The sequence below is a fragment of the Cellulomonas jepli genome, assembly GCF_047229345.1.
Taxonomy (GTDB): domain Bacteria; phylum Actinomycetota; class Actinomycetes; order Actinomycetales; family Cellulomonadaceae; genus Cellulomonas_A.
In genome coordinates this window covers 34794-51704 of record NZ_JBFTER010000003.1, presented here as the reverse complement: position 1 = coordinate 51704, position 16911 = coordinate 34794, and the positions used below count along the sequence as shown (strand labels likewise).

At 73.3% G+C, this 16911-nt stretch carries 15 protein-coding genes, 2 tRNA genes and 1 riboswitch; of the genes, 8 read left to right on the top strand and 9 right to left on the bottom strand.

Annotation, left to right across the window (positions count from 1 at the left end):
* Positions 1-16: 16 nt before the first annotated feature.
* The 7 genes from AB6N24_RS01395 to AB6N24_RS01365 form a co-directional block, all read right to left on the bottom strand.
* Entirely contained in the window at positions 17-871 is an 855-nt protein-coding gene (locus AB6N24_RS01395) for an ABC transporter ATP-binding protein (protein ID WP_412867645.1), read from the bottom strand.
* A 398-nt stretch (positions 872-1269) separates the two neighbouring features.
* Positions 1270-2298 carry an LLM class F420-dependent oxidoreductase gene (locus AB6N24_RS01390; protein ID WP_412867644.1) on the bottom strand — a complete coding sequence of 343 codons (1029 nt, stop codon included), beginning with the start codon at positions 2296-2298 and terminating at the stop codon, positions 1270-1272.
* A 97-nt stretch (positions 2299-2395) separates the two neighbouring features.
* A complete protein-coding gene (epsC, locus tag AB6N24_RS01385; RefSeq protein WP_412867643.1) occupies positions 2396-2980 on the bottom strand; it encodes a serine O-acetyltransferase EpsC in 585 nt (194 codons plus the stop codon).
* A 2-nt stretch (positions 2981-2982) separates the two neighbouring features.
* Positions 2983-3918, bottom strand: coding sequence for a cysteine synthase A (cysK, locus tag AB6N24_RS01380; protein ID WP_412867642.1), 936 nt, complete (start codon positions 3916-3918; stop codon positions 2983-2985).
* 548 nt (positions 3919-4466) lie between these two features.
* Entirely contained in the window at positions 4467-5435 is a 969-nt protein-coding gene (locus tag AB6N24_RS01375) for a right-handed parallel beta-helix repeat-containing protein (protein ID WP_412867641.1), read from the bottom strand.
* A gap of 14 nt (positions 5436-5449) precedes the next feature.
* A riboswitch (cyclic di-GMP riboswitch) is annotated at positions 5450-5524 on the bottom strand.
* Between the two features lie 331 nt (positions 5525-5855).
* The gene (locus AB6N24_RS01370) at positions 5856-6485 is read right to left on the bottom strand and encodes an SGNH/GDSL hydrolase family protein (protein WP_412867640.1); all 630 of its coding nucleotides are present in this window, start codon (positions 6483-6485) and stop codon (positions 5856-5858) included.
* Between the two features lie 41 nt (positions 6486-6526).
* Positions 6527-7141 carry a LysE/ArgO family amino acid transporter gene (locus AB6N24_RS01365; protein WP_412867639.1) on the bottom strand — a complete coding sequence of 205 codons (615 nt, stop codon included), beginning with the start codon at positions 7139-7141 and terminating at the stop codon, positions 6527-6529.
* Positions 7142-7239: 98 nt separating this feature from the next.
* Between AB6N24_RS01365 and AB6N24_RS01360 the strand changes: the two genes are divergently transcribed.
* Entirely contained in the window at positions 7240-8124 is an 885-nt protein-coding gene (locus tag AB6N24_RS01360; RefSeq protein ID WP_412867638.1) for a LysR family transcriptional regulator ArgP, read from the top strand.
* Between the two features lie 15 nt (positions 8125-8139).
* Here AB6N24_RS01360 and AB6N24_RS01355 read toward each other — a convergent pair.
* Positions 8140-8213: transfer RNA gene (locus AB6N24_RS01355), tRNA-Gly, on the bottom strand.
* A gap of 139 nt (positions 8214-8352) precedes the next feature.
* Here AB6N24_RS01355 and AB6N24_RS01350 point away from each other — a divergent pair.
* From AB6N24_RS01350 to AB6N24_RS01320, 7 genes are all read left to right on the top strand, one after another.
* Positions 8353-8426: transfer RNA gene (locus AB6N24_RS01350), tRNA-Pro, on the top strand.
* 210 nt (positions 8427-8636) lie between these two features.
* Positions 8637-10028 (top strand): trigger factor, encoded by a 1392-nt coding sequence (tig, locus tag AB6N24_RS01345; RefSeq protein ID WP_412867637.1) that lies wholly within the window; start codon positions 8637-8639, stop codon positions 10026-10028.
* Positions 10029-10235: 207 nt separating this feature from the next.
* Positions 10236-10859, top strand: coding sequence for an ATP-dependent Clp protease proteolytic subunit (locus AB6N24_RS01340; RefSeq protein WP_309485068.1), 624 nt, complete (start codon positions 10236-10238; stop codon positions 10857-10859).
* 39 nt (positions 10860-10898) lie between these two features.
* Entirely contained in the window at positions 10899-11615 is a 717-nt protein-coding gene (locus AB6N24_RS01335; RefSeq protein WP_034624799.1) for an ATP-dependent Clp protease proteolytic subunit, read from the top strand.
* A 199-nt stretch (positions 11616-11814) separates the two neighbouring features.
* Positions 11815-13104 carry an ATP-dependent Clp protease ATP-binding subunit ClpX gene (gene clpX / locus AB6N24_RS01330; RefSeq protein ID WP_258726620.1) on the top strand — a complete coding sequence of 430 codons (1290 nt, stop codon included), beginning with the start codon at positions 11815-11817 and terminating at the stop codon, positions 13102-13104.
* 132 nt (positions 13105-13236) lie between these two features.
* Positions 13237-13581 (top strand): chorismate mutase, encoded by a 345-nt coding sequence (locus tag AB6N24_RS01325; protein ID WP_412867676.1) that lies wholly within the window; start codon positions 13237-13239, stop codon positions 13579-13581.
* A 226-nt stretch (positions 13582-13807) separates the two neighbouring features.
* Positions 13808-15010, top strand: coding sequence for a baeRF2 domain-containing protein (locus AB6N24_RS01320; protein ID WP_412867636.1), 1203 nt, complete (start codon positions 13808-13810; stop codon positions 15008-15010).
* A gap of 79 nt (positions 15011-15089) precedes the next feature.
* On the opposite strand, the gene AB6N24_RS01315 is transcribed toward AB6N24_RS01320, so the two are convergent.
* Positions 15090-16910 carry an AMP-dependent synthetase/ligase gene (locus AB6N24_RS01315; protein ID WP_412867635.1) on the bottom strand — a complete coding sequence of 607 codons (1821 nt, stop codon included), beginning with the start codon at positions 16908-16910 and terminating at the stop codon, positions 15090-15092.
* Between the last annotated feature and the right edge of the window lies 1 nt (position 16911).

Sequence of the window (16911 nt, the reverse complement as noted above, 5' to 3'; positions counted from 1 at the left end):
GGTGGGGAGCGGAGGCTCAGATGGAGTGGTGCAGGTCCGGGTCGCCGGGCGTGCGGTGGTGCGTCGGGACGCCGAGGCCCTCGAGGAGCTCGGCGCGCAGCTCGGCGAGCACGTGGTCGGCGCGGTCGCGCGGGCGGTCGCCGGGCACCCGGATGACCGAGCGGACCGAGCCGGTGCCGGGGTCCGCGGTGGCCAGCGTCGTGAGCAGCACGACCCGGTCGGCGAGGTAGAGCGCCTCCTCGACGTCGTGCGTCACGAGCAGCACGGTCGTCGGCTCGGCGGCGTGGACCTCGAGCAGGAGGTCCTGCATCTTCAGGCGGGTCAGCGCGTCCAGCGCACCGAACGGCTCGTCGAGCAGGAGCACGCCGGGGTTGCGCGCGAGCGCCCGGGCGAGCGACGCGCGCTGCGCCATCCCGCCCGAGACCTGGCGGGGCCGCAGCCCCGCGGACGACGCGAGCCCGACGAGGTCGAGCAGCTCGCCGACGCGGCGGGCACCGGCGGACCGGTCGGTGCCGCGCGGGAGGCCGAGCGCGACGTTCTGGCTGAGCGTGCGCCAGGGCAGCAGGCGGGGCTCCTGGAAGGCCACGGCGGTGCGGGTGTCGACGCCCGCGACCGGGCTGCCGTCGAGCAGGATCTCGCCGGTGTCCGGCACGTCGAGCCCGGCGACCTGGCGCAGGAGCGTCGACTTGCCGCAGCCCGAGGGGCCGATGATCGCGACGATCTCCCCGGCGGTCAGCTCGAGGTCGACGTCGTGCAGCACGACGCGCGGACCGGTCGCGGTGGGGAACGTGCGGCTCACGCCGCGCAGCGCGACGGGGTGGGCCCCCGCGGTGCCGGGCGTGCGGCTCGCGAGGGAGGGGGTGAGGGCCATGGCCGTCCTGGGGGAGTCGGGCACGGGCTCCGGGGCGGCCTGGGACCGGCCGGGTGCACGCGTGCTGGGCAGCTGCGGGGTGTGGTGCACCGGCGGGCGCGTCCGGTCGGTGACCGGGAGGGTCTGGGCGGGCGGACCCGTCAGGCGCGGCTGCGGTGCGGCTGCGGACAACAGCAGGCGCGACAGCTCGGCGCGGCGACGTGCGACGCGACCGGCACGGTGCGCTGCGCCATGGGCCTGCCTCTCGTCGCCGTCGGAGTGCGTCCACATTCTGGGACGCGGTTCCCACACAGTGGGAACGGGCCGACAGTAGCGCCCCTGGGGGCCCGCGGCCAACCCGGTCCGGGCATGCCGCTGCCGACGTCACCCGCCCGGGTGGCGTCGCGAGGGGCCCGCGGTCAGGCGAGCAGCGCGGCGACCTGCGGGAGCGAGCGCGGGTCCGCCTGCACGAGCAGGGTGGTGATCGCGGTGCTCCGCCACGACGGGAGCCGGCCCCGGATCTCCGCCGCCGGCCCGACGAGCGCGACGTCCTGCACGAGCTCGAGCGGCACGGCCGCCGTCGCACGCGCGCGGTCGCCGGCGAGGAAGTGCGCCTGGATCTCGTCGCACGCGTCCGCGTACCCGAGCCGGTCCAGCACGTCGCGGTGGAAGTTCGCGCCCTTGGCGCCCATGCCGCCCGCGTACAGCGCGATGAACGGCCGGACATGGTCGGCCGCGCGCTCGACGTCGTCGTCCAGCACCACGGGCACCGTCGCCGTCACCTCGAACTCCTCGACGGGCCGCGCTCCCGCGCCGCGCCGCGCGAAGCCGTCGGCGAGCAGCTCGCGGTAGGTCGCGTCCATCCGCGGGGAGTAGAACAGCGGCAGCCACCCGTCCGCGATCTCGGCGGACAGCGCGACGTTCTTGGGCCCCTCCGCCGCGAGGTGGATCGGCAGGTCGGCGCGCAGCGGGTGCACCGTCGAGCGCAGCGCCTTGCCGAGCCCCGCGCCGCCCTGGAGCGGGAGCTGGTAGAACGCGCCGTCGTACGTCACCGGCGCCTCCCGGGCGAGCACCTGGCGGACGACCTCGACGTACTCGCGCGTGCGCGCCAGCGGGCGGGGGTACGGCTGGCCGTACCAGCCCTCGACGACCTGCGGCCCGGACGCCCCGAGCCCGAGCGTGAAGCGCCCGCCGGACAGGTGGTCGAGCGTGAGGGCGGCCATCGCGGCCGCGGTGGGGGTGCGCGCCGAGATCTGCGCGATCGCGGTGCCGAGCCGGATGCGCGACGTCCGGGCCCCCCACCAGGCGAGCGGCGTCAGGGCGTCCGACCCGTACGCCTCCGCGGTCCAGACCGAGTCGAACCCGAGCTGCTCGGCCGCGAGCACCGCCTCCTGCGCTCCCTGCGGCGGACCCGCCGACCAGTAGCCCGTGTGGTAACCCAGTCGCATCGCGCCCTCGTCCCTGCCTCGTGCGGGCGCCTCGTCGCGCCCGGGGAGGAGTCTGTCAGGTCGTGAGCGTCCAGGTCAGGTGCACCGCGACCCCGCGTCAGATGTAGATCGCGGGGTCGTCCACGATGTCCTCGGCCGTCCACGCCGAGGGCCGGCGTCGGACCTCGGCCGGGACCCCGACGGCGACCGAGCCCGCCGGCACGTCCTTGACCACGACCGCGTTCGCGCCGATCTGCGCGCCGTCGCCGATCCAGACGGGGCCCAGGACCTTCGCGCCCGCACCCACGACGACGTCGTTGCCGAGCGTCGGGTGCCGCTTGCCGACGCGCATCGTGCGGCCCCCGAGCGTCGCGCCGTGGAACAGCACGACGTCGTCGCCGACGACCGCCGTCTCGCCGATGACGACCCCCATGCCGTGGTCGATGAACAGCCGGCGCCCGAGCCGCGCGCCGGGGTGGATCTCGATGCCCGTGGCCGCCCGCGTCGCCTGCGAGAGCAGGCGCGCGGGCAGCCTCAGACCGGGTTCGCGCCACATGCGGTGGAACAGCCGGTACGCCCACACCGCGTGCACCCCCGGGTAGCCGAGGGCGACCTCGACGACGGAGCGGGCCGCGGGGTCGCGGCGCCGCGCGACGTCGAGGTCCTCGCGCAGGACGCCGAGGAAGCGGGTGAGCGACGGCACGGTCAGTCCAGCAGGTCGGCGTAGAGGATCGACGTCAGGTAGCGCTCGCCGAAGGACGGGATGATCGTGACGATCAGCTTGCCCGCGTTCTCGGGGCGCTTGGCGACCTGGACGGCGGCGTAGAGCGCCGCGCCGGAGGAGATCCCGACGAGGAGCCCCTCCTCCTTCGCCGCGCGTCGCGCCCACTCGACGGCCGTCTCGGCGTTGACGTCGATCACCTCGTCGTAGACCGAGGTGTCGAGGATCTCGGGGACGAAGTTGGCGCCGATGCCCTGGATCTTGTGCGGCCCCGGCTGACCGCCGTTCAGGATCGGCGACTCCTCCGGCTCGACGGCGATGATCTTCACGTCCGGGTTGCGCTCCTTGAGCAGCTGCCCGACGCCCGTGATCGTGCCGCCCGTGCCGATCCCGGCGACGAAGATGTCGACCTTGCCGTCGGTGTCCGCCCAGATCTCCTCGGCGGTCGTCGCGCGGTGGATCGCCGGGTTGGCGGCGTTCGCGAACTGGCGGGCGAGCACGGCGCCCGGGCGCTCCGCGGCGACCTCGTTCGCGCGGTTGACCGCGCCCTTCATGCCCTCCGAGCCGGGGGTGAGGATGAGCTCGGCGCCGTACGCGCGCAGCAGGGCCCGGCGCTCCTTCGACATGGTCTCGGGCATCGTCAGGACGACCTTGTACCCGCGCGCCGCGCCGACGAACGCGAGCGCGATGCCGGTGTTGCCGCTGGTGGCCTCGACGATCGTGCCGCCCGCGGGGAGCTCGCCGGACGCCTCGGCGGCGTCGATGATCGCGACGCCGATGCGGTCCTTGACCGAGCTCGCGGGGTTGTAGAACTCGAGCTTGCCGACCACCGTGGCGCCGGCGCCCTCGGTCAGCTTGTTGATGCGGACCAGCGGGGTGTTGCCGATGAGCTGCGTCGCGTCGTCGTAGATGCGGGCCATGTCGTCCTCGTCTGTGCGGGGCCACGGGGTGCGTGGCGGGGTGGGGGAGGTGGTGCGGGGGACCGGGAGGGCTCCGGCGTCGCGCGCCGCGCGGTGGGCTCGTCGTCGGGCCGGGCAGCAGCGCGCGGGGCTCGCTGCCGGGGACCGCCGAGCGCCGGGGACCACCGGTGCGGCGCGTGGGGCGAGCGCTGGCGCGGGGGGATGTGCCCGTGCGGGCCTCCCGCTGCGAGGGCAGCGGGAGCGGCCAGCGCTCTAGTGACAGCGACAGCAGGCGGCGACCCGGTGGGGCCGGGCGCACGCGGCGTCGCACAGGACCAGGGTGGTGACGCACGCGCGGAGCAGCACGGTCACCTCTCCTCCCGGTCGGTCATGGACGCGCTGACGTTATCGACAACGTCCCCGCGGTGCAAAGCATGCCCGAGGTGCGGGACGTCGTCCGCGCGGACGACCGCGACGCAGCACGGCGACGGGCCGTGGGACGCCGACGACGCACGCGAGCGGTGCGCGGGAAACCCGCGCACCGCTCGCGTGCGTCTGCCGTGCGGACGTCAGAAGCTGCGCTGGACCTTGACCGCCGCGCCGTCCGTGAAGTAGTTGTCGACGTTCGCGATCGTGTGGACGGTCGGAGCGAGGATCGCGCAGCGCGTGTACCCCGTGTCGAGCCGGAACACGTTGTTCTGGATGACCACGCCGGTGCTCGCCGGGCGGCTGCCGTAAGCCATGTTGATGGTGCACTTGCCGCCACCGATCCGGTTGTCCTTGATCGTCAGGCCCGTGATCTGCGAACGGTCCTGCGTCGTCTGGATCGCCGTGGCCTGCGCACCGCGGATGTTGTTCCGCAGGATCCGGATGTTCGACCCGCCCTGGATCTGGATGCTGTCGGCGTGGCTCTCGCCGCCCTTGTGGTTCGGGTCGGAGGCGTAGTACAGGTTGCTGTGCATGTACGAGTCCTCGACGAGGACGTTCGAGCCCGTGATGTGCACCGAGTCGATGACGTTCGCGATCTCCGTGCGGCGGACCGTGAAGTTGTGCCCGATGATGCCCGCGATGTGCGGCGACGCGTCGGCCGCGACGAGCTCGCTGTCCTCGATCGTGAAGGGGTAGAGACCCGCGCCGTTCGTGACGAGGGCGAAGCTGCTGGTGATCGGCCGGCCGCGGACGACCGAGCGCTTGATCGTGACGTTCGGTGCCGTGACCTTGAGGAACCCCCGCACGTCGACCGCGTCGATGACCGCGCCCGGCGTGCTCACCACGAGGTCGCCGGTGATGACGGTCAGGACCGTGCCTGCCGGCACGCCCGTCGTGCTGGCGCTCGCGTTGCTCAGCGTCGGGATGGTGAGCGCGGCGGGTGCGACGCCGGCGCCGGCAGCGGGAGCCGTTGACGCGATCGCTGCGACGACGCTGAGGCCGGCGACGAGGGCGACGGCCCGGCCCCGGCGGCGGAGGGCGCGCTGCGGGGCGCGCTCCGACAGGCTGTCGGTGGGCGCGCTGAAGGTCGAGCGGACTGCATTGAGCACTGGATTCTCCGTCGTTCGGCAGCCTGGCGAACCTCGTGGGTCCCATGGCTTTGCGTCACTGCCTCGCGGCAGCTTTGCCTTTTCGTGGACAGGAGGACCGTATGCGGTCGCGGCTGCCCGCGACAAGAGTCACAGCGCCTGGCAGGCGGGTGAAACAGCGTCGTCCGGGCGGCGGGTCCTCGGTGCCGGTGATAACAGCCGGTGCGGATCAGGGCGATCCCGCAGGTCACGGGCGTGGGAATGCGTGAGAAGGCGTTGTTTTCGACGAGTTCCCGAGTGCGGCGCGGGCGCCCCGGCGGCACGTCCGGGATGTCCGTCCGGGACGGGTTACGAACACGATCGGTGCATTCACGGACGGGTGCACCCGCACGGGTGGCGGGCGTGGTCCTGTGCGTGCGCCCGGGCGCACGCGCAGGACGCTCAGCCCAGCCCGACGGCGTCGAGCCACGCCTCGGCGAGCAGGCCGTGACCGGCGGGCGTGGGGTGCACGCCGTCGTACGCCCAGGCGGCCGGCGTGGTGCGGACGGCCGCCGCGGCGAAGAGCCCGTCGGCCGGCACGAGCGTCGCGCGGAGCTCGGCGGCGAGCCGCCGGACGACCCCGATCCGCGGGTCGAGGTCCTCGCGCCAGCCGTGCTGTGCCTCCTCGACGGGCACGACGAACGGCTCGACGAGGACGAGGCGCGCCCCCAGGCGCTCGCGCGCCGAGTCGAGCATCGCGCGGTAGTCCTCCTCGTACGCGTCGACGGAGGTCGCGCGGCCCGAGTCGTAGCGGCGCCACGTGTCGTTGATCCCGACGAGCACCGAGATCACGGTCGGCTCGAGCGCGAGGGCGTCGGCCTCCCAGCGGTCGCGGAGCTGCCGCGCGGTGTCCCCGCCGATCCCGCGGTTGAGGAAGGTCAGGCCCAGGTCGGGCCGGCGCGCGCCGGCGAGCGCGGCGACGAGCAGCGCGTACCCGTGCCCGAGGCTCGCCGGGTCGCTGCGGTCGCGCCCCCCGTCGGTGATCGAGTCGCCGGTCAGCAGGATGCGGTCGCCCGCCTCGAGAAGCGTCATGCCCCGAACTGCAGCACAGGGGCCCGGATCGGACAAGCCGGTCAGGTGCCGACCACGAGCGAGACCGCGAGCGCCGCCATCACGACCGCGACGAGCCCGTCGAGGACCTGCCAGGCGCGCGGGCGGGCGAAGAGCGGGGCGAGCCGGCCCGCGCCGAACCCGAGGGTGACGAACCAGCCGATGCTCGCGGCGACCGCCCCGGCGGCGAAGGCCCACGGCCGGTCCTGCTGGTGCGCGACCGAGCCGAGGAGCACGACGGTGTCGAGGTACACGTGCGGGTTCAGGAAGGTCAGGGCGGCGCACGTGAGCAGCACGCGGGCACGCCCGCCCGGGGCGTCGTCGGCGGCGGGCTGCAGCGTCGCGGGCCGCAGCGCACGGCGCGCCGCGTTCACCGCGAACCAGCCGAGGAACGCCGCGCCCCCGTACCGCACGGCCGTCATGACGGTCTCGTGCGCGGTGAGCACCGGCCCGAGGCCGGCGACGCCGGCGGTCACGAGCGCCGCGTCGGCGAGCGCGCAGACGAGCACCACGCCCAGCACGTGCTCGCGGCGCAGGCCCTGCCGGAGCACGAACGCGTTCTGCGCGCCGATCGCCACGATGAGGCCGAGGCCCGTCACGAGGCCGACGAGCGCGTCGGCGGGAGCGCCGCCGTTCACGGGCGGGTCCGGGGGAGCGAGGAGGGCATGCCTCGACGGTAGGCACCGGGGCACGTGCAGGCCAGCGAATGATCTGCATGGATCGTTAGCATGACTTCATGGAACTCGACCCGGCCCAGCTCAAGGCGCTCGCGGCCGTCGTCGACGAGGGGAGCTTCGAGGGCGCGGCGCGGGCGCTGAACGTCACGCCGTCCGCGGTGAGCCAGCGCATCAAGGCACTCGAGCGGGCCGCCGGCCACGTCGTCGTGCGCCGGGTCCGGCCGTGCGAGCCGACCGTCCCGGGTCGCGCCCTGCTCCGTCTCGCGCGCGAGTGGAGCGTGCTCGAGGCGGAGGCCGCGGGCGTGCTCGGGGGCGACGACGCCGAGGCGCACGTCCGGCTCGCGATCGCGGTCAACGCCGACTCCCTGTCGACCTGGTTCCCGCCGGTGCTCGCCGGGCTCCCCGCGCACGTCCTGCTCGACGTCCGCCGGGAGGACCAGGACCACTCGGCGGCGCTGCTGCGCGAGGGCTCCGTGATGGCTGCGGTGACGACCGACAGCGCGCCGGTGCAGGGCTGCCGCGTGCACCACCTCGGCGACATGCGCTACCTCGCCGTCGCCGCCCCGGGCTTCGTCGGGCGGTGGCTGCCGGACGGGCCCGGACCCGAGGCGCTCGCGCTCGCGCCCCTGCTCGCCTTCACCGGCAAGGACGCGCTGCAGGACCGCTTCGCCGAGCAGGTCACGGGTCGCCGCGTCGACCCGCCGCGGCACCTCGTGCCGTCGAACCACGCGTTCGTCGAGCTCGTCGTGCGCGGGCTGGGCTGGGGCATGGTGCCCGAGCAGGCCGCGCGGGCCGGGATCGCGCGGGGAGACCTCGTCGAGCTCGCCGCGGGGCACCACCTCGACGTGCCGCTCTACTGGCAGCACTGGAAGGTGGGCTCGCACTGGCTGGGGGAGCTGACCGGGCGCGTCGTCGAGCACGCGGCCGTCGAGCTGCGCCGGTAGGCGGGTGGGCACGGGTGGAGCGGGTGACGAGAATCGAACTCGCGTAGCCAGTTTGGAAGACTGGGGCTCTACCATTGAGCTACACCCGCGCGGTCGGCTCTCGCCGGACCAGCGGCCCCAGGTTAGCGGCTCCGCGCAGCGCCGTGCGACGCGCCCGTCCCGCCCGTCGACCCGCACCCGGCCGACGAGGCCCTCTCCGCCTGTGGCGCCACTAGACTCGGCCCCGCACGGGATGTGGCGCAGGTTGGTAGCGCGTCCGCTTTGGGAGCGGAAGGTCGTGGGTTCGAATCCCGCCATCCCGACTCTGCGACCGGCCCCGCCCACGACGCGGTCCGACCGGCGGGGCGGCCCCGGGCGTGACCTGGCGGCTTGGGACGTCGGACCGGGTGACGTAGGATCGAGGGTCGCCAGCGTGCGGTCACCTGCCGGGCTGCCTGGCGCGGGGCCGCGCGTCGGCCCCGGAGATCGCCGGAGTCGCCGGCGCCCGCCCCGACCAGTTGGAGATCATCGAAGTGAAGAGCGCCGTCGAGACCCTGGACGCCACCAAGGTCAAGCTGACCGTCGAGGTGCCGTACGACGAGCTCAAGCCGAGCATCGACCACGCCTACCAGCACATCGCTGAGCAGGTCACGGTCCCCGGCTTCCGCAAGGGCAAGGTGCCCCCGCGGATCATCGACCAGCGCGTCGGTCGCGTGGCCGTGATCGAGCACGCCGTCAACGAGGGCCTGTCGGGCTTCTACGCCGAGGCCGTCCGCGAGAACAAGCTGCGCCCGCTCGGCCAGCCCGAGGTCGAGGTCACCAAGGTCCCCGCGCTGACCGCCGCCCCCGCGGGCGAGGAGGGCGAGCTGCACTTCACCGCCGAGGTCGAGGTCCGCCCCGAGATCACCGTGCCCGCGCTCGACTCCCTGACGGTCTCGGTCGACGACGTCACCGTCACCGACGAGGACGTCGCGACCCGGCTCGACGCCCTGCGCGAGCGCTTCGGCACCCTGGTGGGCGTTGACCGCCCGGCGGCCGAGGGCGACTTCGTGGTGCTCGACCTCGAGGCGACGATCGACGGCGAGCAGGTCGACTCCGTGAGCGGCATCAGCTACCAGATCGGCTCGGGCAACATGCTCGAGGGCCTCGACGAGGCGCTCGAGGGCCTCTCGGGCGGCGAGACCACGACGTTCGAGACGACCCTCGCGGGCGGCGACCACGCGGGCGAGAAGGCCCAGGTCACGGTCACGGCCACGACGGTCAAGACGCGCGAGCTCCCCGCCGCGGACGACGACTTCGCCCAGCTCGCGAGCGAGTTCGACACGCTCGCCGAGCTCGAGGCCGACCTGCGCGAGCAGGCCGCGAAGAACAAGGCGTCGGGCCAGGCCGTCCAGGCGCGGGACCTGCTCCTCGAGCAGCTCCTCGCCGCCACGGAGATCCCGGTCCCGGCCGGCGTCGTCGAGGCCGAGGTGCACCGTCACCTCGAGAACGAGGGTCGCCTCGAGGACGCCGAGCACCGCGCCGAGGTCGGCGAGCAGGCCGAGACGGCCCTGCGCAACCAGATCCTGCTCGACACGCTCGCCGAGCAGCTCGAGGTCAAGGTCAGCCAGAACGAGCTGCTCGACTACCTCGTGAGCGCGTCGCGCCAGTACGGCATGGACCCGAACACGTTCATCCAGACCGTCGACCAGCAGGGCCAGATCCCCGCGATGGTCGGCGAGGTCGCCCGGTCCAAGGCGCTCGCGATCGCGCTGCGCCGGGTCTCGGTGACCGACGCGAGCGGTGCGCCCGTCGACCTGTCGGAGTTCATCGGGTCCGACGAGGAGGACGCGCTCGAGGACGCCGCCGTGCAGGCGAGCGTCGGCGCCGACGACTCGGACATCGTCTTCGACGACGAGGCGCCCGCCGAGGACGCCAAGGCCTGACCCCGGTCGGTCGCTCGACGCAGGGCCCCGCACCCACCCGGTGCGGGGCCCTGCGCGTGTCCGGGTGAGGGGTGACGGGCCGGGTGCGCCGTCAGCGAAAACGCGTGTCCGCGGGACGTTCGCCGTCGCACGTGCGCGTTAGGGTCCTTGCACATGCAGGTCCGCCCCCGGTTCCGGGAGCGGACGCAGTCTGACGAGGGAGCCTTCGTGAACGACCAGATGCCGGCGATCGCCCGGGCCGATTCCCCCGGTTTCGGCCTCAACGACCACATCTACAACCGGCTCCTGCGGGAGCGCATCATCTGGCTGGGCTCCGAGGTGCGCGACGAGAACGCGAACGCCATCTGCGCCCAGATGATGCTCCTGGCCGCAGAGGACCCGGACAAGGACATCTTCCTGTACATCAACTCGCCCGGCGGCTCGATCACGGCCGGCATGGCGATCTACGACACCATGAAGTACATCCAGCCGGACGTGGCGACCGTCGCGATCGGCATGGCGGCGTCGATGGGGCAGTTCCTGCTCTCCTCGGGCACCAAGGGCAAGCGCTACGCGACCCCGCACACCCGCGTGATGATGCACCAGCCCTCGGGCGGCATCGGCGGCACGGCGACGGACGTGCGGATCAACGCCCAGCTGATCATGCACATGAAGAAGGTCCTCGCGGACCTCATCGCGGAGCAGACCGGCAAGACGCCCGAGCAGATCAACGCCGACTCGGACCGCGACCGCTGGTTCACCGCGGACGAGGCGCTCGAGTACGGCTTCGTCGACCACGTCGTCACCCACGCCGGATCGGTCTCCGGCGGTGGCGGGACCACGGCGTCCTGACCGCGTCCCGACCGACCACCGAGACCTGAGGAGAACCCAGTGAGCATCGAGTCCCAGTTCATCGCCCGCGCCGGGCGCCTGGCCGGGCCGGGCGCGTCCGGCTGGTCCGGGCAGGGGCCCGCGTCCCCGAGCAGCCGGTACGTGCTGCCGCAGTTCGAGGAGCGCACGGCCTACGGCTTCAAGCGCCAGGACCCCTACACCAAGCTCTTCGAGGACCGCATCATCTTCCTCGGGGTGCAGGTCGACGACGCGTCGGCCGACGACATCATGGCCCAGCTGCTCGTGCTCGAGAGCACGGACCCGGACCGTGACATCACGCTGTACATCAACTCGCCCGGTGGCTCGTTCACCGCGATGACGGCGATCTACGACACGATGCAGTACATCAAGCCGCAGCTCGTCACGGTCTGCCTCGGGCAGGCCGCGTCGGCGGCGGCGGTGCTGCTCGGCGCCGGCAGCCCGGGCAAGCGCCTCGCGCTGCCGAACGCCCGCGTGCTGATCCACCAGCCCGCGATGGAGGGCGGCGGCTACGCCCAGGCGTCCGACATCGAGATCCACGCCAACGAGCTCATCCGCATGCGCGAGTGGCTCGAGGCGACGCTCGCGAAGCACACCGGCCGGGACGTCGAGCAGGTGCGCAACGACATCGAGCGCGACAAGATCCTGACCGCCGCCGAGGCGCACGAGTACGGCCTCGTCGACCAGGTGCTCGCGTCGCGCAAGGGTGTCGTGACGCCGGTCGTCCAGCCCGTCTGACGCGTGCCGCCGGGCCCGCGACCTGCGGGCCCGGCGGACAGTCGGGCCTCCACCGGCCCGGCGGGCTGACATGTCGGCCCACGTGGTGTGCAATGGTGGGGAGCACGGGGGAACGCCGAGGCCGGCGACCGGAGAGCTCTGCGCAGGACCGACGCGCCGCCCGACCGGGCGGAGAGCGACACCGAGGAAGGGGACGCACGTGGCTCGCATCGGGGACGGAGCCGATCTCCTCAAGTGCTCGTTCTGCGGGAAGTCCCAGAAGCAGGTCAAGAAGCTCATCGCGGGCCCTGGGGTGTACATCTGCGACGAGTGCATCGACCTGTGCAACGAGATCATCGAGGAGGAGCTCGCCGAGGCGACCGAGGTCGGCATGGTCGAGCTGCCCAAGCCGAAGGAGATCTTCGCCTTCCTCGAGCAGTACATCATCGGGCAGGAGCCCGCGAAGCGGTCGCTCGCCGTCGCGGTGTACAACCACTACAAGCGCATCCAGGCCGGCGAGCTCGGCCGCCTGGGTCCCGGGTCCGGCGGCGAGCAGCCGATCGAGATCGCGAAGTCGAACATCCTGCTGATCGGCCCCACGGGCTGCGGCAAGACGTACCTCGCGCAGACTCTCGCGCGCATGCTCAACGTCCCCTTCGCGATCGCCGACGCGACGGCGCTGACCGAGGCGGGCTACGTCGGCGAGGACGTCGAGAACATCCTCCTCAAGCTCATCCAGGCCGCGGACTACGACGTCAAGAAGGCCGAGACGGGCATCATCTACATCGACGAGGTCGACAAGATCGCCCGCAAGAGCGAGAACCCGTCGATCACGCGCGACGTCTCCGGCGAGGGCGTGCAGCAGGCGCTGCTGAAGATCCTCGAGGGCACGACCGCGTCGGTGCCCCCGCAGGGCGGGCGCAAGCACCCGCACCAGGAGTTCATCCAGATCGACACGACGAACGTGCTGTTCATCGTCGCCGGCGCGTTCGCCGGGCTCGACGAGATCATCACCTCGCGCTCCGGTCGCCGGGGCATCGGCTTCGGTGCGCCGCTGCACTCGGCCGACGACACGGACGTCTACGGCGAGGTCATGCCGGAGGACCTGCTGAAGTTCGGGCTCATCCCCGAGTTCATCGGCCGCGTCCCCGTCATCACGACGGTCTCGCCGCTCGACCAGTCGGCGCTCATGCGGATCCTCACCGAGCCGCGCAACGCGCTCATCAAGCAGTACCAGCGGATGTTCGAGATCGACGGCGTGGACCTCGAGTTCTCCGACGACGCCATCGCGGCGATCGCCGACCTCGCCCTCCTGCGCGGCACGGGCGCGCGCGGGCTGCGGGCGATCATGGAGGAGGTCCTCCAGCAGGTGATGTTCGAGGTGCCGAGCCGCGACGACGTGGCCCGGGTCGTCATCACCCGCGAGGTCGTCCTGGAGAACGTCAACCCGACGCTGGTCCCGCGGGACGCGAGCACCCCGAAGCGCACGCCGCGCGAGAAGTCCGCCTGAGCGGACGGTCCCCGCAGGCGCAGGACGACCACACCTAGGATCGGCCGCGTGACCGAGGACAGCCGCACCGTGCCGACCGAGAACGAGACCTTCGCCGCGCCGGTGGACGCCACGCGCCGGACCGACCCGGACCTGCCCGTCGATCCGGCACCCACGGACGCGCCCCCCGTCGACGGCGCGGAGCTGCCCGCCGAGCTCGTACGGCTGCGCGGGAGCATCGACAACATCGACGCCGCCCTCGTCTACCTGCTCGCCGAGCGGTTCAAGGCCACCCAGCAGGTCGGCGTCCTCAAGGCGTCGCGCGGTCTCCCGCCCTCCGACCCGGGACGCGAGGCGCGCCAGGTCGCCCGGCTGCGGACGCTCGCGCACGAGGCCGAGCTCGACCCGGTCTTCGCGGAGAAGTTCCTCGCGTTCATCGTCGACGAGGTGATCCGCCACCACGAGGCGATCGCGTCGGACGCGCGCAGCGGCGCCTGACGCCCAGCCGCGGCCACCGCGCCGCGGCTCGTCGACCGGTCCGTGCCCCGGTGTCCGGACATGTCCGGACACCGGTGGCGTCGTGCACCGACAGGTCGCCACGAGCGCCCGATCAGGACGGTCGACCGGGTGGCGCGGCCCTGCGGGGTGAACCATGGTGGAGGGGTCAGCACCCGGCCGGGCAGGAGGGCCGGGTCCACTCCACTGCATCCCCGGAGGGCTGCCCATGAAGCTCGACTGGCTCAAGCCGTTGCTCGGACGCACGGGTCCGTTCACGACCGTCTACCTCGACGCGACCCGCGCCGACGCCGCGGGGGAGACCGAGGTGCTCGACCGGTGGAAGGGACTGCGCCGCGAGCTCGACCGCCAGGGCGCTCCGGCGACCCTCCTCGACGAGATCGAGGAGCGCGTCACCACGCAGACCCGGGTCCCCGGCCCGCACGGGCGCGTGCTGATCGCCGACTCCCAGGGCGTCGCGATCGACCGGGTGCTCGCCGACCCACCGGCGAGCAACTCCGCGGTCCACGGACCCGTCCCCTCGCTGCTGCCGGCAGCGCGTGCGGCCGACGAGGCCGTCAGCTACCTGCTCGTGCAGGTCGACCGGCAGGGTGCCGACCTCTACTGGAGCGACGAGGCGGGCCGGCTCGACGGGCGGCAGCACGAGGTCGTCGAGGGTGACCACGACGTGATCCGCAAGGTCCGCAGCGGTGACGGCTGGGCGCACCGGCGCATGCAGATGCGCGCGGAGGACTCCTGGGAGCGCAACGCCGAGACCGTCGCCGCGGAGATCGACCGGCAGGTCGTCGACCGCAGCCCGGAGCTCGTGATCCTGACGGGCGACGTGCGCGAGGTGCCGCTGCTGCACGAGGCGCTCGGGCACCGCACCAAGGAGCTCGTCGTCGACGTGCCGGGAGGCTCGCGTGCCGAGGGCGTCAAGCAGGACGCGTTCGACGAGCGCGTCCAGGCGACGCTCGAGGCGTTCCGGGCGCGGCGCCGCGAGGAGGTGCTCGACCGGTTCCGTCAGGAGCAGGGCCGTGCCGGCGCGGCGGTGACGCAGCTCGGTGACGTGATCGCGGTGCTGCAGCGCGGGCAGGTCGCCGAGCTCGTGCTGCTCGAGTCGGTCAGCACGCCCGCGTCGCCTCTCGCGGAGCGCACGGCGTGGGTGGGGCCGGACCCGCTGCAGATCGCGGTCGACCGGGCCGGGCTCGAGGCCATGGGGGTCGACGAGGGGGCACGCGAGCTGCGCGCCGACATCGCGGTGGTCCGGGCGGCGCTCGGGCAGGACGCCGGGCTGACGTTCGCCGTGGACGGCAGCGTCGACCTGATCGACGGGGTCGGCGCCGTGCTCCGCTGGCACGACCCGTCGACGCCGAGCGAGTCGCTGCTCACGCAGTCGGGCGACCGGACGCGCGTGCACGACGTGGTCTGACCCGCGACCCGCACGACTGCGACGCGCGCACCGGCCCGGCGGTCGGTGCGCGCGTCGTGCGTGCGACGGTGCCGACGGCTCAGTGCCCGCCGGCCTCGCGCGTGTCGACGTAGAGCGCGTCGATCTCCCCGGCGAAGTCCTGCAGCACGACGGCACGCTTCACCTTGAGCGACGGTGTCAGGTACCCGTTCGCCTCGGTGAAGTCGAGCGGCAGCACGCGCAGCTTGCGGATCGACTCGGCACGCGAGACGGCCTCGTTGGCGCGCTCGGCGGCGCGGTCGAGCGCGGCGAGCACCTCGGGGTGGGCCGCGGCCGCGGCGACGTCCATGACGGGCAGGCCGTGCGACGTGAGCCAGCCGGGCAGCAGCTCGGCGTCGAGCGTGACGAGCGCCCCGATGAACGGGCGGGCGTCCCCGACGACGACGACCTGGCTCACGAGGGGGTGGCCACGCAACCGGTCCTCGAGCACCGCGGGCGCGACGTTCTTGCCGCCCGCGGTCACGATGATCTCCTTCTTGCGGCCGGTGATCCGCAGGCAGCCGTCCTCGTCGAGGGTCCCGAGGTCGCCGGTGCGGAACCAGCCGTCCTGCAGGGCCTCCGCGGTCGCCTCGGCGTTGCCGTGGTAGCCGCGGAAGACGTGCGGGCCGCGGACGAGGATCTCGCCGTCGTCGTCGACGCGGAGCGACGCGCCCGGGTACGCCGGGCCGACCGTCCCGATCTTGGTGAGCTCGGGACGGTTCACGGCTGTGGCCGAGGTCGTCTCCGTGAGGCCGTAGCCCTCGAGCACGATCAGGCCGATGCCGCGGTAGAAGTGCCCGAGCCGCTCCCCGAGGGGTGCGCCGCCCGAGACGGCGTAGCGCGCGCGGCCGCCGAGCGCGGCGCGCAGCTTGCGGTGGACGAGCGTCTCCGCGACGGCCTTCTGCGCCTTGAGCGCCGCGCCCGGCCCACCGGGCTGCTCGAGAGCGCGTGAGTAGGCGATGGCGACCTTGGCGGACCAGCGGAAGATGCGCAGCTTCGCGCCCGTGCCGGCCTTCTGCTCGGAGGAGTTGTAGACCTTCTCGAAGACGCGCGGGACCGCGAGGATGAACGTCGGCTGGAACGTCCCGAGGTCGGCGAGCAGGTTGCGGGTGTCCGGCGTGTGGCCCAGGACGGCGCCGGACGGGATGCACAGGACCTGGATGAAGCGCGCGAAGACGTGCGCGAGCGGCATGAACAGCAGCGTGCGCGAGCCCGGCGAGGCGACGACGTCGGTCAGGCCCGCGACGCCGTTGAGCGTGATCGCGGCGAAGTTGCCGTGCGTGAGCTCGACGCCCTTGGGGCGCCCGGTCGTCCCGGACGTGTAGATGATCGTGGCCAGGTCGTCGGCGACGGTCGCCGTGCTCCGGCGCTCGACCTCGGCGGCGGGGACGTCGGTCCCGGTCTCGGCGAGCCGGTCGAGCGCGCCCTCGTCGATCACGAGGACGTCGCCGAGCTCGGGCAGCTCGCCGCGGACCTGCTCGACGACCGCGGCGTGCGCGGCGGTCTCGACGAGCACGAGCCGGACGCGTGCGTCGGAGAGGATCCACCGCACCTGGTCGGCGGACGACGTCTCGTACACGGGCACGCTCACGCCGCCCGCCGCCCAGACCGCGAAGTCGGCGACCGTCCACTCGTAGCGTGTGCGCGACATGATCGCGACGCTGTCGCCCGGCTGGATGCCGCGGGCGACGAGACCGCGTGCCACTCCCGCGACCTCGTCGGCGAACGCGGCGGCGCTCACCGGCCGCCAGGTGCCGCCGAGGCCGGTCGAGCGCTCCACGAGCGTGCCGTGCGGGTCGCGGGCGACGCGCTCGGCGAGCAGTCGCGGGATGCTCCACGCCGCGTCGGGCTCGACGAGGGCGGGGGATCGGGTCTCGGGCATC

What these genes read in the sequence shown, in the direction of transcription:
- AB6N24_RS01395 (WP_412867645.1), bottom strand. Translation starts at nt 871, where the DNA reads ATGGCCCTCACCCCCTCCCTCGCGAGCCGCACGCCCGGCACCGCGGGG.
- AB6N24_RS01390 (WP_412867644.1), bottom strand. Translation starts at nt 2,298, where the DNA reads ATGCGACTGGGTTACCACACGGGCTACTGGTCGGCGGGTCCGCCGCAG.
- cysK (WP_412867642.1), bottom strand. Translation starts at nt 3,918, where the DNA reads ATGGCCCGCATCTACGACGACGCGACGCAGCTCATCGGCAACACCCCG.
- AB6N24_RS01370 (WP_412867640.1), bottom strand. Translation starts at nt 6,485, where the DNA reads ATGACGCTTCTCGAGGCGGGCGACCGCATCCTGCTGACCGGCGACTCG.
- AB6N24_RS01360 (WP_412867638.1), top strand. Translation starts at nt 7,240, where the DNA reads ATGGAACTCGACCCGGCCCAGCTCAAGGCGCTCGCGGCCGTCGTCGAC.
- AB6N24_RS01320 (WP_412867636.1), top strand. Translation starts at nt 13,808, where the DNA reads ATGAAGCTCGACTGGCTCAAGCCGTTGCTCGGACGCACGGGTCCGTTC.
- AB6N24_RS01315 (WP_412867635.1), bottom strand. Translation starts at nt 16,910, where the DNA reads ATGCCCGAGACCCGATCCCCCGCCCTCGTCGAGCCCGACGCGGCGTGG.